We start from the raw sequence: 14590 nt of genomic DNA on the forward strand, positions 1-14590 counted from the left end.
AACCCATTAATCTACTCACAAGATTCAATCTAAAAAATGTATCTTTGACAAACTCAAAATATAAATGCAATTTAAACATCCTGAAATCCTCTATTTTCTTTTTTTACTGATCATTCCAGTAATTGTGCATTTATTCCAATTACGTAAGTTTAAAAAAGAATACTTTACGAATGTTCGTTTTCTAAAAGAATTAATCGTTCAAACACGTAAAAGTTCCAAAATAAAAAAATACTTATTATTAGTAACTAGGCTTTTATTACTAACGGCTCTCATCATTGCTTTTGCTCAACCGTTTTTTAAAGCTCTTGATCAAACAGGTAAAAACAATGAACTCATTATACTATTAGACAACTCTTTTAGTATGCAAGCAAAAGGCAAAAAAGGAGAATTACTTAAAAGGGCAGTACAAGATTTATTAGAAAACATCCCCGAAGAAACAACTTTCTCAATTCTAACAAATGATACCGATTTTTGGAATACCAATATTAAAACAATTTCGAAAGAACTTCAAAATTTAAATTATAGTCCAATTCCTTTTTCTCTTGAAAATGCTTTGATTAAAACAAAATCACACAATAATAATCAAGGAAAAGATATTCTTGTAATTACAGATGCTATTGGCTTACAAACAGAATCCTTAACAAAACAGCCTGCAAACAATAATACCTTTTTCTTAATTCCTGAAGCCGAAAAAACAAATAACGCAGCTATTGATAGTGTTTTTATAAACCAAACATTTGATCATTTTTATGAAATTGGCGTATTAGTATCTTCTAATTTTAAAGAAGCAAAATCAGTGCCTGTTTCTTTATATAATCAAAACCATTTGATAGCTAAAGCCATCATGCCTTTAAATAAAAACAAACAAACCTTATTATTTACAATTCCAAAAGACACCTTCAATGGATACGTTTCATTAAACGACAACAGTCTAACTTTTGATAACACCTTTTATTTTAATTTTTCAAAACCTAAAACTATAAAAGTCCTCAGTATAGGAGAGCTTGAAAAAACTAATTTTCTTAGCCGAATTTATACATCCCCTGAATTTAGTTTTTCTAATAGCAATCCAAATCACTTAGACTATAGAAATATAGAAAGCCAAGATTGTATTATATTGAATGAGCTAGAAAATATTCCTTTAGCCATGCACACTAATATAAAAAAGTTTGTGGAAAAAGGAGGCAGTCTGATCATTATACCTTCTGAAAAAACAAACCCCCTTAATCTAAATGCTTTTCTAAAAAACTTTGCCCCCCTTCAATTCGGTAATTTACAAAACAGAGAAAAGAAAATTACAAAAATTAATTTCTCAAATCCTTTGTACAATGATGTTTTTGAAAAGAAAATCAACAATTTTCAATACCCTAGTGTAAAACAATCTTTTGAAATAAAAAGTGACCTTTCTCAAGCGCTTACCTATGAAGATCAATCAGCATTCTTAAACACATCATACAAAAACACAGGGGTTGTATATATTTTTTCAGCTCCCTTAAATAAAGAAAATTCTAATTTCCAAAATGCACCATTAATTGTACCAACTTTTTATAAAATGGGGGTTTCAACTAGCAAAAATGGTTTACAATATCACATAATTGGTCAAAACAAAACCACCCTAATTAAGGCATTACTCAACAAAGATCAAGTAGTTTCTATTGAAAATAAAGAAGAAAACTTTATCCCCATACAACAAATTCTAGAAGATAAACTAAAATTTAGCTGTGGCGACAATCCAAAAAAAGCTGGTAATTATCAAATTAGTCAAAACCAAAAAGCGATTCATCCTATTAGTTTTAATTACGATCGCAAAGAAAGCCTATTAACCAAAGATACTAACCATAACAAAATCAAAACGATAAATAGCTTAAATAATTTTTTTGAAACCCTTCAATTGGAACGTACTGATCAACAAATCTGGAAGGGGTTTCTTATTTTTGCTTTATTGCTTTTGATTATCGAATTGCTCATTCAAAAATTTGTAAAATGAACCTAATTATCCGCAATGCTCGAATTATTGAAAAAAACCACACTTTAAATCAAGAAATCGTTGATATTCAAATCAGTAATGGAAAGATAGAAAAGATTGGCAAAAGCCTTCCGATTATGATCGATTATGAAGAAATTACGTTTGCTAACTTGCATATTTCAAAGGGGTGGATAGATACTAGTGTATCTTTAGGAGAACCTGGATTTGAAGATCGCGAAAGTATTAGCAACGGATTACAAGTAGCTAGTAAATCCGGTTTTACAGCGGTTCTTCTACAACCCAATTCCTCTCCTATTTTAGACAATCAATCCCAAATCATTTTCGTTAAACAAAAAACGAATCAAAGTACTACTGATTTATATCCTATTGGTGCACTTACAAAAAATAGTAACGGAAACGACTTAGCCGAACTTTTAGACATGAAAAATGCTGGGGCGATAGCCTTTGGCGATTATAATAAAAGTTTAGACAATGCTAATATTCTCAAAATAGCTCTCCAATACACACAAGATTTCAACGGGAAAGTTATTGCCTACTCAATGGACAACAACATAAAAGGTAAAGGAATTGTAAACGAAGGAGTAACTTCTACTCAACTAGGATTAAAAGGAATTCCTGCTTTAGCGGAAGAATTAATTATAGCTCGTAATTTATACATATTAGAATATACAGGAGGAAAACTTCATATTCCAACTCTTTCTACAGCGCATTCAGTGGAATTAATTCGACAAGCAAAGGCAAAAGGCCTACAGGTAAGTTGTAGTGTGTCTGTTCATCACTTAACATTAAACGATGAAGTTCTAACCAGCTTTGATTCTAATTACCGTGTAACACCTCCAATCCGAACGGAAAAAGACCGTAAGGCTCTTATTGAAGGAATTTTAGACAACACTATTGATTGTATTACAAGTGACCACAACCCTATAAACATTGAAAACAAAAATTTAGAGTTTGATTTAGCCAAAAACGGAACTATTGGATTAGAAAGCAGCTATGGAGCCTTGCAAACTATTTTACCTGTTGATGTTATCGTAGAAAAATTAACCGCAGGACGAAAAGTTTTCACTATAGAAGAACCTCTTATAAAAGAAGGTGCAATAGCTAACTTAACCCTTTTTAGTCCTAGCGAAAACTGGTTTTTTTCAAAAGAAAACATTTTATCAAAATCTAAAAACTCAGCTTTTATAAACCAACCCATGAAGGGAAAAGTTATAGGAACTATTAACAACTCTCAATTTATTAAAAACCAATAATGAACACGGACTTAAACGATATTAAAAAAGGAAAAAGCACCGCCATAATAAGCTACATACTAATAGTAGGTCCTCTCATTGCTCTATCAATGAATAGCGGAGAAGATAAAACCCAATTTGGTTCTTTTCATGTGCGACAAGGCTTAGGATTATCTGTTACCTTTATTGCATTAGGACTTATGCTATCTAATTTTAACATCCCTATGGCAACCATAAGTATGTGGATTTTTATCTCTTTATTAAGTTTTTATGGTCTATATACCGCTAGCAAAGGCGAATCCCGCCCATTACCATTATTAGGAACATTATTTCACTATTTTTTTAAAACTATCTAATGAATTTATCTCTGCACCATCTAGTCAAAGAACCTAAAGTAAAAAAAGACAAAAATCCCTTACTTTTATTATTACACGGTTACGGAAGTAATGAAGAGGATTTATTTTCATTTGCCTCCGAACTTCCCGATCATTATTACATTATTTCTGCTCGCGCACCTTATAATCTGATGCCTAATGCTTATGCTTGGTATGCCATTAACTTTGATGCCAATGAAAATAAATTTTCGGATTTAGATCAAGCGCGCGGTTCTAGAGAATTAATAGCTCATTTTATTGACGAATTAGTAACCAACTATCCTATAGACCCTAATAAGGTAACTCTAATTGGCTTTAGCCAAGGATGTATTTTGAGTTATGCAACTGCTTTATCATATCCTAACAAAATTCAACGGATAGTTGGTATGAGTGGTTATTTTAATCAAGATATTGCATTAGAAAATTACTCTCGAAATGATTTTAGTAATTTACAAATATTTGCTTCACATGGTAGTGTAGACCAAGTCGTTCCTGTAGAATGGGCACGCAAAGCACAACCTATATTAAACAGTTTAGGAATTAAAAATAGTTATAAAGAATATCCTATAGGTCACGGAGTAGCTCCTCAGAATTTTTATGATTTTAAAAATTGGCTCTTAGAAACTGAATAACAAAAAAAGGTATCCTAAAAATTGAACTCACTTTCTAAGAATCGGATATATGAAAATCATCTCCGATAGGTATCCGAATATTTTAGTAATAAAAGAGGCTGTCCAAATTAGGACAGCCTCTTTTTAGCTAAATTCTTTCCTTCTTCTCTAGTCTATTTCCTTCTTCTATCTTCTTTATCTAAATAGTTAGGAATACCATTACGATTATCATCCCCATCTGCTTCATATTTGGTAAATATTCCATCGTTATCATCATCACGATCAATGTAATTAGGATATCCATCCCCATCTGTATCTCGTTTTAAATTAACCCAAGGAGCATTTAAGTTTGAAGCATCAAAACTATATTCTTCTTCAAAAGTTGTATGACCATCAAAATCATGATCTTTCCTTTTCATTGATATTAATTTTATATTAAAAATCAAAGGCGAATAGGCAGGTATTTTTGCTTGTACCCCAGAATAATAGGCTAATCCCGAAGGCAAAAAGAATACCGCTGCACCAAAATCTTTAAAACTTTGAGTATTTGTAACAGGATTAATAGTTATACTTCCTATCGTCATTAATGAAACCACTCTAGACCAACCTACTATTACTTTATCTAAATCAAAACGAATTGGATTTTCTGTTCCGTCAAACAATTGATATTTATTAAATGTTGTCTTTTCTTGATCAAAACCTGTTTTTTCTTTTAACAACATACCTTTATAAGCAACCAAAACAGAATCTATAGGACAAGGAGTTTTAGCTAGTTCAGGTTTTAACTCCTCTCCTCCATTATGATTAATATAATATACCTTAAAGTCATAATCATTATATCGTATCGTTTTAAACTTTGGCGCATACTGATCTTTTATAGAAACTAAACCAGACTTAGAACCAATTCTTTTTACGAATTCAACATTTTTATCCGCATCAACATCCATGTGGTAATCTTCAAAAAACTTTTCTATCGCTAGAATTTCCCCAGGTATTTGCTCTGAATATGCCTTAGGAGGTACTGAATCTACTGTATCATCATTCTTATTACAAGAAACCAGCGAAGTTAACAACAACAACACTGCTATCAATTTATTCAATTTATTCATTCTTTTTTAAAATTTGCACGCAAGATACAATTTTGAATTATTTTTGTATACTAATTTAACTAAGATTTTTGATTTTATGCGTATTGATAAATATTTGTGGTGCGTACGGTATTACAAAACTCGTAACATGGTAACCGAAGCTTGTAAAAAAAACCAAATAACTGTAAACGGAATTACGGCCAAACCTTCTAAAGAAGTTTTCCCTGGAGATAAAGTAACTTTTAGAAAAGATCAAATTACCTATAGCCTTCAAGTTTTAGATATTCCTGCTAATCGAGTAGGTGCAAAATTAGTAGACATCTATCGGAGAGATGAAACCCCTGAAGAAGCATTTGCTCACTTAGAAATGCTTAAACTTTCTAAAGCACATTATAGAAAATACGGTGAAGGGCGTCCTACAAAAAAAGACCGTCGTGATTTAGATGAATTTGAATTAGATTTTGAAAACGAATTAGAAAATGAATCTGAATAATAATTATTGGGAAAGTAGGTATCAAAAAAACGAAATAGGCTGGGATGTTGGTACTATTACCCAACCATTAAAAGCATATATTAATCAGTTAACTAACAAAAACCTCAAAATACTAATCCCTGGCGGAGGTAATTCCTATGAATTTGAATATTTAATCCAAAAAGGTTTTAATAACACCTATGTGCTTGATTACGCTAAAACACCTATCGAAAACATAAAAAAGCGATTCCCGCAAGTTGCGCCTAACCAAATTATATTTGAAGATTTTTTTTTACATAATGGCAATTATGATCTCATCATTGAACAAACTTTTTTTTGTGCTATTCCTCCTTTTTTAAGAAAAGAATATGTTTCAAAAATGAATTCATTATTAAAGCCACAAGGAAAAATAACAGGTCTTCTATTCCAATTTCCTTTGACTGAACAAGGCCCTCCTTTTGGAGGCTCCTATGAGGAATATCAGCATCTATTTGCTCCTTATTTTAATATAAAAATATTAGAAAGCGCCTATAATTCAATCAAACCCAGACAAGGTAAGGAACTCTTTTTTATATTTACAAAAAAATAACAACACAAATGAACACAAATATTATCCTAAACAACACTGAAATAGAATTCAAAATGAAACGTATTGCATATCAGATATACGAAACATTTATTGATGAAAAAGAAATAATTATTGCTGGCATACAAGGAAACGGAAGTATATTAGCTCAAAAACTAGTTGTTATTCTAAAAGATATTTCTCCCCTATCCATTCAATTTTGTGAAGTTATAATCAACAAAAAAAATCCTACCTCTCCCATAGAAACAAGCCTATCAAAAGAAGACTATAACAACAAAGGACTTGTATTAGTAGATGACGTACTCAATACAGGAACCACCCTTATATATGGAGTAAAACACTTTTTAGAAGTTCCCCTTCAAAAATTTAAAACCGCTGTTCTTGTAGACCGAAATCACAAAAAATATCCTATAAAAGCCGATTTTAAAGGCATTTCTTTATCAACCTCCATATTAGAACATGTTCATGTGGTATTTGAAAACAATAACCAATACGCCTATTTAGAATAAAAGAGCGATCAAATCATCACAAATTACATCAACCGTCTTATTATCGACAGAAACTACTTTTTTACAACTATTATAATAATAGCTTCTGTCGAATAGATGCTTGGCCACAAATTCTCCCATCTCCTCTTTATTCAAATTAGCTACCAAGGGTCTTTTATCTGCTTCCATAATCAAACGAGCAACCAATAGTTGAACAGAAGCTTTTAAATAAATAGAATTCACATTATCTTCTTGCAATAATAAATGATTTCCCGCATAACAAGGAGTTCCTCCTCCTAAACTTAAGACAAAAGACTCTTTTTTAAGCAACTGCTTTTTTAAAACAATATGTTCTAGCTTACGAAAGTAAATTTCTCCTTTTGTTTCAAAAATTTCTTTAATTGTTTTTCCTTCTTCTTCAACAATCAAATCATCTAAATCTATAAATTCTAACGCCACCCTTTGAGCCAAAGCCCTACCTATTGTTGATTTCCCTGATCCCATATAACCAACTAGCACAATTTTACTCATACAAAACAATTTAAAAATCAAACACTTACAAAAAACAATAAAAAAAAAAGAAATAAAAACCCCTTTTCTTTGAAAAATCAAAAATAAGGTAATATATTTGCACCCGCAAACAAGAAATGTTTACGACTCCGTAGCTCAGTTGGTAGAGCACATCACTTTTAATGATGGGGTCCTGGGTTCGAGCCCCAGCGGGGTCACAAAGTACTGATAGAACAACATATTGATAAAATTATTGACTCCGTAGCTCAGTTGGTAGAGCACATCACTTTTAATGATGGGGTCCTGGGTTCGAGCCCCAGCGGGGTCACAAAGTACTGATAAAATAACATATTGATAAAATTATTGACTCCGTAGCTCAGTTGGTAGAGCACATCACTTTTAATGATGGGGTCCTGGGTTCGAGCCCCAGCGGGGTCACAAAGTACTGATAAAACAACATATTGATAAAATTATTGACTCCGTAGCTCAGTTGGTAGAGCACATCACTTTTAATGATGGGGTCCTGGGTTCGAGCCCCAGCGGGGTCACCAAAGCCAAACAAAAGTTTGGCTTTTTCGTTCTCAATGGCCATGTGGAGAAATTGGTAGACTCGCCATCTTGAGGGGGTGGTGTTGAAAGACGTATGGGTTCGAATCCCATCATGGTCACCAAAAGGTTCTTGAAAATTAAAAATAAAAATATTGACTCCGTAGCTCAGTTGGTAGAGCACATCACTTTTAATGATGGGGTCCTGGGTTCGAGCCCCAGCGGGGTCACTCAAAAAGGCTATTTTAATTTAAAATAGCCTTTTTTAATTCCCACACATTCAAAAACAGGATCAAGACTGATAGGACTAAATAAAGATATTTAACAATCTAAAAAAGAAGAAGTTTCTCATTCCAGACTCCCCTTACAACTTCTAAACGCTTTTATTTTAATGTTAAAAGCAGATCAAGTTACCCCAAAAAACCCTATAGAATTAATCCCCCCTTTTAAAAACAATAAAAAACAAAAACACCAGTGGTTTTTTATTTTTTATAACAAAATATTTGTTTTTTAAAACCAAACCCGCTATATTTGACTTAATCATATTTCCATAAATGGTTGTTATTATTAAAAACAAAATATGTCATGAAACCACAAAACCCAAACAATCCTACTCAAATTGGTTCATACCTAACAAAACCCACCCCAAAATCATTTTTTAACCTACTCTATACCTTTATAGATATATCCTTATGTATTTCTTAATTTTTTAAATATTTATAATTATGTCATTCAAAGCAAAATTAGCAGTAGCAGGAAAAGAGTACACAGTATTAAATGTAAACTACGGTTTATTTCAAGAAACAGACGCAACGGGTAGACCTTCTACTGTAACTAGAGGAGGAAAAATTGAATTAACAATTGAAGGTACTGCAGACACTTCATTCTTTGAGTGGATGACCAACTCATTTGAAAGAAAAGACGGAAGTGTAAAATTCTTTAAAAGAGACAGCGAAGCGGTTCTAAAAGAATTAAAATTCTCAGAAGGATACTTAGTAAAATTCAGAGAAAACTTTGATTCTACAGGCGTAAATCCACTAACTGAAACCTTTACCATTTCAGCTAAAAAAATTGAACTAGGTTCAGGAGCTTACGAAAACGAATGGGTATAATCCCTTCAAAAAGGCGTTCCCTAAAAACAACTTTTTAACCCCCAGTTCTTTGTTAGTTTCTCTAAGGAAATGACATTGGCTAGATCAATCATTGTATTACCTCCTAGGTTTTACACCGGTCAACCCTAGTCTAAAAAGAACTCCGTTAAATGATGGTTGCGATCTTTTGGGATCGCCTTTTTTCTTTTTTTTCTTTCAAATAAACAACCCTATAAAAAAACAAACATGTCCTTTTTAGCTAAATTAGAACTAGACGGAAACACTTACAACATACTCAGTTGCGACTATAATTTTACACAACAAATAGACGCTACAGGAAAACCCGAAGGAATGCCTCAAGGAGGCGAAATTAACATCCGTATAGAAAGCAACGGGAAATCCAACCTATTACAATGGATGCTCGACCACAGTCAAACCAAAAACGGCACCATTATATTCTTTAGAAGAGATGCCATGAGCAAACTACAAGAGTTAAAGTTTGAAAAAGCCTATTGTGTTTCCTTTTCGGAATATTTTGACGCTAAAAGCACTGAACCGCTACAAATTGCCCTACGTCTAATGGCCAAACGTTTTGTTCTAAACGAAGCTGCACACGAAAAGAAATGGAAAGATTAAACAACAACTAAACAACTAAAAAATACGCGATATGGATACTTACAACAGCGATTATGGAAGACTCAACCATCCTGACGACATAGCAAAATACGCCTCATTACGTTCCTTTAAAGACTTTTTAGCCGACAAATCCAGTCCATTAGTCTACTGCACCCTTACCATAGAAGGCAAATCCTTCCTAGAAAAATCCCATTTTAACCTACAGTTCCATCAAAAAACCAACGAACACGACACCTTTACCCTAGATACCCGTGCCGATTCCCTAGACAACGAAGAAGCCTACATCATGGAACATTCTAAAAGCTACCTAGGAAAAACCATACACATCCACCTGCACCGATTTGGAGAAATAAAACAAACCTTTACAGGCATTATAACCCATTTAAACCTTTTAAAAAAAGACGGTTACGGCAGACTATATATTACAGGACACGCTCCTACCATTATGTTAGAACAAGGACTTGAATCCCAAAGTTTTGAAAACAAAACCCTAGAAGAAATCTTTCAAGACATAACCGCCCAATACCCCAAAGACACCCTTCATACCATTGTCCGAAACAACAACACCCAAAATGTGTTGCCTTACACCGTACAATACAACCAAACAGATTACCAATTTTTACAACAACTTGCCATACGCTATGGCGAATACCTGTATTACAACGGACAGAGCCTAGTGTTAGGCAACAAAGTAGGCCCTAAAATCATAAACCTAGACGAAAGTGTAGACCTAGTACACGTATCCTTTGAAATATCAGTAAAACCACAACAATTTACCTACACCACCTACGATGTAGAATCAGGCACCAGCCTACAACGAGATAGCGCCTCAGCTCAATTACAAAACAAAGTCAACCCCTACCAACTAGTAGCCCTAAAAGCCTCAAAAAACGTATTCCATAAAAAACCCAACAAGCTCCACAACCCCACGGGTATCAACAACCGAACCGATAAAGAGCTACAAGATGCCGTACGAAAACAAAAAGAACTCAGAGAAAACCTGATGATCGTAAAAGGCAAAAGCAAAGACCCCCAACTCAAACAAGGCGATCTAACCAAACTAGTTGATATAAACGACCGCCCTATGGAAACCTATCGCATCATAGAAATTCAACATTTTCATGATGGCAATAGCTATTACAACGAGTTCGTAGCCATTCCCGATTTATGGACCCCTCCTTATTTTGACGACAACACCTATCCTAATTGCGAAGAACAAACCGCACGGGTAGTAGACAACAACGATCCTATGAGCATGGGGCGTGTACGCGTACAATTTCCATGGCAAGAAAGAAAAAACCAAAAAACCCCATGGATTCGCCTAATACAACCCCACTCAGGAGCAGGCAAAGGATTTCATTTTATCCCCGAAATAGGCGAAGAAGTTCTTGTAGGTTTTGAAAGCGGCAATGCGGAAAAACCTTTCGTACTAGGCACTCATTATAACGGAAGCGAAACCAGTGGGTACCATACTAGCGGCAATGATGTAAAAGCCATAAAAACCCGTAGCGGTATAGAAACCCTTGCAAACGATGCCGAAGGAAGCTGGAAACAAAGCACCCCAGATGGTAACTACTTACAATTTGATGGACAAGGCAACGCTACACTTAATATCCCTGAAAATTTATTAATTAATGTAGGTGGAAATTTAAATATTCAAGTAGGTAAAAATTTAATGACCTCCGTAACGTTAGATAATATGGAAACCACAAACGGTAATAAAAACGTATCGGTAGGTATTGCATACGCACTATCTGTCACTACTAATTATATAGCTAATATCATGGGGTCTTTTAGAAAATATGTTAAGGGCGATATAGAAAGCCATACCGATAAAGAACATAAAACAGTTAGTTTAAAAGAACTCAATGTTTTTAGTGAAGGAAAAATGGAACACCATTCTGAAAGTGAAGTACAAAACAACAGTGCCGAAAAATCTAATTCACACTAATTATGAGTATAGAAATAATTGCCGAAGGAAATATAAACATGAGCAGTAAAGGAAAAACGGTTCTAAAGTCTAAAGAAAAAATTAAACATACTAGCAATACTAAAATAGTACAAAAAGGTAAAGATAAGGGAATTAGCTACAATACCAACAAACCTATAAATGAGAGTGATCATCCCGTGAGTTTTACAGACCTAACTATTAATATTTATTTTGACGGAACCCAAAACAATAAAAACAATACCCTTTCCAGGGAACAAAATAATGCTATTTATAAAGAAATGTCTAATAAAAAAGACGATAGCTATATGAACGACTATACCAATGTGGCGCGTGGTTATGATATAACAGAAGACAGCCCCTTACAAGGAAAAGTCTATATAGAAGGCGTGGCAACAGAAGACGATCAAGAAGACGATAGTGCTTCATTAGCAACAGGGATAAGTAAAGAACAAATGATAGGCATAGGAACGGGGACCGGTATAGCCGAAAAAGTAGAAAAAGGATGTGTTAAAGCCGCTGAAAAAGTAAAAGAAAAGTTCAGAAAGTTAGGAAAGGAAAAGCTTCGCATTTTATTTATCAATGTTTATGGTTTTAGTCGTGGTGCTACCACAGCCCGCCATTTTATACATATAGCCAGTACGCCATCTACAATAGAAGATGGTTTTAGGGGTATGCGTTTATGCTCGCCTTCTAAAAAATTACATAAAATTACGAAAGAACATCCGTTATACATAAAGCACGGTTTTTTTGGGTACCAGTTAGTCCAAAATAAAGTGATTCCAGAACGTATTGTTTTTAATTTTGTAGGCTTGTACGATACCGTTTCATCAGAAGGAGTTTATCATGATAATGATGTAGAAGTGCTAGGACTGGATGCAATACGCAAAGCTAAAATGGTTTTTCAAATTGCAGCCGATGATGAATACCGCGAAAACTTTGACCTCACTAATATAAACAGTGCTGGATTACACGGCTTAGAACTAACCTTACCAGGCGTACATAGCGATATAGGCGGTTCGTATTTACCGCATAGTATTGAAAATTCAGTACTATTTCAAGGAACAGGCGCTTCTAATAAAAGTAAAGCTGAAAAATATAAAGAAATTCTCATAAAAGAAGGTTGGTTTAACAAAAAACAACTCTACATTACAAGGGAACTTATAAGTTCCAGAGAAGCTGACTTTAAGTATAAACTAAAAGGAAAGCGTATGCTTGAAAACACCTATGACAAAATTCCTTTTAATATGATGGTACAAATTTCAGAGCAATTTGAGGTGAAGTATCAAAAGACATTAAAGGATACTAAAATAGTAATTACCGACCCTGTGGTTAAAAAAGCTTATGAGCAATTACAAACCTATGCCGCAAAATGTCAAAATTTCAGGAATGAATGTATTCGTACTCAGGATGCGGCACGATACATACGCTATTTAAACCAACCCAAAAAAATAAGTTATCTCGATTTTATAGCACTCCCAGTGCTTAAAGAACTTCGAAACAGGTATTTTCATTGGTCTGTACGCGCAGATGCATTTGGGCTTAATGAGCGTACAAATGCCTTAGGGATAGAACCTGGTCCACAAACTTTTGACAAACGCAAACGAGAAATACAAAATGGATAAATTAATACAACAAGCAATGGTACTATTACTTTTGCTTACTATAAGTTGCAATACGATGAAGAAAGAAGCACCACCGCAATGGACACCCGAGATGTGTCAGCCTAAAGAAACATTAGGAGAAAATACTAATATATATAGGGTAGAACTAGTAGAAGACGAAATATACACCCTTGAAGGAAAAATAGCCCACATGCCCTTTGGCGGTTCCTCTGGTGAATGGGGGGCTTCTGGAGCAAGTTATACAGATCAATACGGCACTCCTATAGGCGCTACTATTGTATATTATGCAGGCTATGAAGACAAGTTTTATAGGCTAGAGGCGAAATTTGACGTAGAAAAAATGAAAAAACTCGTAAAAGAAATTCATTATCCTGATGAATCTTTTTTGTACCAAGAAGATTTAAATCCTGATGAGCCTTATAAACCAGGAATGTTTAATTCGCTTATCTTTGGTTTTGCCCCACAAGGTATGGTGGTGGTATGGGCAGGGTATCTTGGAGCAAAAATAGAAGTAGGACGTTTTCAGGCAAAAGAAATTACAAACAAAGAAGAGGATAAAGCTTTTGAAAAACGATTGTTTGCCAGCTGGTCTATGAATAGAGCACAGGTAAAAGCCCGCGATTTTATGCCCAATGCCTCTTGTGCCCTATGGGACACTTACCGTAAGCGTTACCATATTGCCCTTAATGCTACCTCTGAAAACAAAAAATTTAAATTATTTTATAAAGAATGGTGGTCTTTTAATGGTGAAAATAAGTCTTACTTTAGACCCGAAATACTCACCCCTACTCCCGTGAGTAGAGCCTTGCCCAATAGAATTATTATAGATTGGGAAACGGGGTATAAAGATACGTATAGAGGATTGGTATTTTTAAACGAAGAGGCTATTTTTAATCATTTTAAAAACATCCCTGAGGGAAGTACCCATCGTTTTCATGTAAAAATAGCGGCTGATAATTCTGATATGGAGCTTTTTGTTGACAACACAAAAATAGAAGTAGATAGTATGCGTATATGGCCTAGTTATGAACCTGGCAAATACAAAGATTCCTATAAAGAAAATGAAAAATAAACAGCGTATAACACTACGAGCGGGTGGTTATATAACTATTACCACCAAAAAAGGAATAGTCTATCCTTTTGAAAAATATGCACTGATAGATCAATACCCAAACCGTACTATTGATATTATAGCGTATCCTAAAGCTCCTACTATTATTTCATTAAACTGATAGAAGCGGATAATTATGGTATATCGCAAATAGTTTTTGGTAACGCAAACGAGAAATACAAAATGGATAAATTAATACAACAAGCAATGGTACTATTACTTTTGCTTACTATAAGTTGCAATACGATGAAGAAAGAAGCACTAGGAGTAACTGGATTAGGATTA

General features: G+C 34.0%; 15 protein-coding genes and 6 tRNA genes. 19 read left to right on the plus strand and 2 right to left on the minus strand.

Going from position 1 to position 14590, the window contains the following annotated elements:
- The first annotated feature begins 64 nt into the window (after positions 1 to 64).
- The 4 genes from HUE53_RS03210 to HUE53_RS03225 are packed head-to-tail and all read left to right on the plus strand — an operon-like array spanning position 65 to position 4225.
- A complete protein-coding gene (locus tag HUE53_RS03210) occupies positions 65 to 1987 on the plus strand; it encodes a vWA domain-containing protein (RefSeq protein WP_192188699.1) in 1923 nt (640 codons plus the stop codon).
- Positions 1984 to 3240, plus strand: coding sequence for a dihydroorotase (locus HUE53_RS03215; protein WP_065213312.1), 1257 nt, complete (start codon positions 1984 to 1986; stop codon positions 3238 to 3240). Before HUE53_RS03210 ends, HUE53_RS03215 begins: the two co-directional genes overlap by 4 nt.
- The gene (locus HUE53_RS03220; RefSeq protein WP_014165663.1) at positions 3240 to 3575 is read left to right on the plus strand and encodes a hypothetical protein; all 336 of its coding nucleotides are present in this window, start codon (positions 3240 to 3242) and stop codon (positions 3573 to 3575) included. Before HUE53_RS03215 ends, HUE53_RS03220 begins: the two co-directional genes overlap by 1 nt.
- Positions 3575 to 4225 carry an alpha/beta hydrolase gene (locus HUE53_RS03225; RefSeq protein WP_014165664.1) on the plus strand — a complete coding sequence of 217 codons (651 nt, stop codon included), beginning with the start codon at positions 3575 to 3577 and terminating at the stop codon, positions 4223 to 4225. The genes HUE53_RS03220 and HUE53_RS03225 overlap by 1 nt, the downstream gene beginning before the upstream one ends.
- A 152-nt stretch (positions 4226 to 4377) precedes the next feature.
- On the opposite strand, the gene HUE53_RS03230 is transcribed toward HUE53_RS03225, so the two are convergent.
- A complete protein-coding gene (locus tag HUE53_RS03230) occupies positions 4378 to 5313 on the minus strand; it encodes an FKBP-type peptidyl-prolyl cis-trans isomerase (RefSeq protein ID WP_192188700.1) in 936 nt (311 codons plus the stop codon).
- A gap of 76 nt (positions 5314 to 5389) precedes the next feature.
- Between HUE53_RS03230 and HUE53_RS03235 the strand changes: the two genes are divergently transcribed.
- The 3 genes from HUE53_RS03235 to HUE53_RS03245 are packed head-to-tail and all read left to right on the plus strand — an operon-like array spanning position 5390 to position 6859.
- Positions 5390 to 5785, plus strand: coding sequence for an RNA-binding S4 domain-containing protein (locus HUE53_RS03235; protein ID WP_014165666.1), 396 nt, complete (start codon positions 5390 to 5392; stop codon positions 5783 to 5785).
- On the plus strand, positions 5772 to 6353 hold the full coding sequence (locus HUE53_RS03240) for a class I SAM-dependent methyltransferase (protein WP_097609719.1): 582 nt from the start codon (positions 5772 to 5774) through the stop codon (positions 6351 to 6353). Before HUE53_RS03235 ends, HUE53_RS03240 begins: the two co-directional genes overlap by 14 nt.
- Positions 6354 to 6361: 8 nt before the next feature.
- A complete protein-coding gene (locus HUE53_RS03245; RefSeq protein WP_077226010.1) occupies positions 6362 to 6859 on the plus strand; it encodes a phosphoribosyltransferase domain-containing protein in 498 nt (165 codons plus the stop codon).
- On the opposite strand, the gene HUE53_RS03250 is transcribed toward HUE53_RS03245, so the two are convergent.
- On the minus strand, positions 6851 to 7369 hold the full coding sequence (locus HUE53_RS03250; RefSeq protein ID WP_014165669.1) for a shikimate kinase: 519 nt from the start codon (positions 7367 to 7369) through the stop codon (positions 6851 to 6853). The genes HUE53_RS03245 and HUE53_RS03250 overlap by 9 nt on opposite strands.
- A 124-nt stretch (positions 7370 to 7493) precedes the next feature.
- Between HUE53_RS03250 and HUE53_RS03255 the strand changes: the two genes are divergently transcribed.
- The 12 genes from HUE53_RS03255 to HUE53_RS03310 all read left to right on the plus strand — a co-directional run bounded on the left by HUE53_RS03255 (position 7494) and on the right by HUE53_RS03310 (position 14426).
- Positions 7494 to 7566: transfer RNA gene (locus HUE53_RS03255), tRNA-Lys, on the plus strand.
- A 37-nt stretch (positions 7567 to 7603) separates the two neighbouring features.
- A tRNA-Lys gene (locus HUE53_RS03260) sits at positions 7604 to 7676 on the plus strand.
- A 37-nt stretch (positions 7677 to 7713) separates the two neighbouring features.
- Positions 7714 to 7786, plus strand: a tRNA-Lys gene (locus HUE53_RS03265).
- A 37-nt stretch (positions 7787 to 7823) separates the two neighbouring features.
- Positions 7824 to 7899, plus strand: a tRNA-Lys gene (locus HUE53_RS03270).
- 35 nt (positions 7900 to 7934) lie between these two features.
- Positions 7935 to 8019: transfer RNA gene (locus HUE53_RS03275), tRNA-Leu, on the plus strand.
- A 32-nt stretch (positions 8020 to 8051) separates the two neighbouring features.
- A tRNA-Lys gene (locus HUE53_RS03280) sits at positions 8052 to 8124 on the plus strand.
- A gap of 495 nt (positions 8125 to 8619) precedes the next feature.
- Positions 8620 to 9006 carry a type VI secretion system tube protein TssD gene (gene tssD, locus HUE53_RS03285; protein ID WP_014164869.1) on the plus strand — a complete coding sequence of 129 codons (387 nt, stop codon included), beginning with the start codon at positions 8620 to 8622 and terminating at the stop codon, positions 9004 to 9006.
- Between the two features lie 225 nt (positions 9007 to 9231).
- On the plus strand, positions 9232 to 9621 hold the full coding sequence (gene tssD / locus HUE53_RS03290) for a type VI secretion system tube protein TssD (RefSeq protein ID WP_014164870.1): 390 nt from the start codon (positions 9232 to 9234) through the stop codon (positions 9619 to 9621).
- A 31-nt stretch (positions 9622 to 9652) separates the two neighbouring features.
- Positions 9653 to 11572, plus strand: a complete 1920-nt coding sequence (locus HUE53_RS03295) for a type VI secretion system Vgr family protein (RefSeq protein WP_192188701.1) — start codon at positions 9653 to 9655, stop codon at positions 11570 to 11572.
- A 2-nt stretch (positions 11573 to 11574) separates the two neighbouring features.
- Entirely contained in the window at positions 11575 to 13194 is a 1620-nt protein-coding gene (locus tag HUE53_RS03300; protein WP_192188702.1) for a phospholipase effector Tle1 domain-containing protein, read from the plus strand.
- Positions 13187 to 14266, plus strand: a complete 1080-nt coding sequence (locus HUE53_RS03305) for a DUF2931 family protein (RefSeq protein WP_107317676.1) — start codon at positions 13187 to 13189, stop codon at positions 14264 to 14266. Before HUE53_RS03300 ends, HUE53_RS03305 begins: the two co-directional genes overlap by 8 nt.
- The gene (locus tag HUE53_RS03310) at positions 14256 to 14426 is read left to right on the plus strand and encodes a hypothetical protein (RefSeq protein WP_192188703.1); all 171 of its coding nucleotides are present in this window, start codon (positions 14256 to 14258) and stop codon (positions 14424 to 14426) included. Before HUE53_RS03305 ends, HUE53_RS03310 begins: the two co-directional genes overlap by 11 nt.
- Positions 14427 to 14590: the final 164 nt, after the last annotated feature.

Source organism: Flavobacterium columnare (genome assembly GCF_014844295.1).
Classification (GTDB): Bacteria; Bacteroidota; Bacteroidia; order Flavobacteriales; family Flavobacteriaceae; genus Flavobacterium; species Flavobacterium columnare.

Coding starts and splice junctions, on each gene's coding strand:
- HUE53_RS03210 (WP_192188699.1), top strand. CDS start 65: ATGCAATTTAAACATCCTGAAATCCTCTATTTTCTTTTTTTACTGATC.
- HUE53_RS03215 (WP_065213312.1), top strand. CDS start 1,984: ATGAACCTAATTATCCGCAATGCTCGAATTATTGAAAAAAACCACACT.
- HUE53_RS03220 (WP_014165663.1), top strand. CDS start 3,240: ATGAACACGGACTTAAACGATATTAAAAAAGGAAAAAGCACCGCCATA.
- HUE53_RS03225 (WP_014165664.1), top strand. CDS start 3,575: ATGAATTTATCTCTGCACCATCTAGTCAAAGAACCTAAAGTAAAAAAA.
- HUE53_RS03230 (WP_192188700.1), bottom strand. CDS start 5,313: ATGAATAAATTGAATAAATTGATAGCAGTGTTGTTGTTGTTAACTTCG.
- HUE53_RS03235 (WP_014165666.1), top strand. CDS start 5,390: ATGCGTATTGATAAATATTTGTGGTGCGTACGGTATTACAAAACTCGT.
- HUE53_RS03240 (WP_097609719.1), top strand. CDS start 5,772: ATGAATCTGAATAATAATTATTGGGAAAGTAGGTATCAAAAAAACGAA.
- HUE53_RS03245 (WP_077226010.1), top strand. CDS start 6,362: ATGAACACAAATATTATCCTAAACAACACTGAAATAGAATTCAAAATG.
- HUE53_RS03250 (WP_014165669.1), bottom strand. CDS start 7,369: ATGAGTAAAATTGTGCTAGTTGGTTATATGGGATCAGGGAAATCAACA.
- tssD (WP_014164869.1), top strand. CDS start 8,620: ATGTCATTCAAAGCAAAATTAGCAGTAGCAGGAAAAGAGTACACAGTA.
- tssD (WP_014164870.1), top strand. CDS start 9,232: ATGTCCTTTTTAGCTAAATTAGAACTAGACGGAAACACTTACAACATA.
- HUE53_RS03295 (WP_192188701.1), top strand. CDS start 9,653: ATGGATACTTACAACAGCGATTATGGAAGACTCAACCATCCTGACGAC.
- HUE53_RS03300 (WP_192188702.1), top strand. CDS start 11,575: ATGAGTATAGAAATAATTGCCGAAGGAAATATAAACATGAGCAGTAAA.
- HUE53_RS03305 (WP_107317676.1), top strand. CDS start 13,187: ATGGATAAATTAATACAACAAGCAATGGTACTATTACTTTTGCTTACT.
- HUE53_RS03310 (WP_192188703.1), top strand. CDS start 14,256: ATGAAAAATAAACAGCGTATAACACTACGAGCGGGTGGTTATATAACT.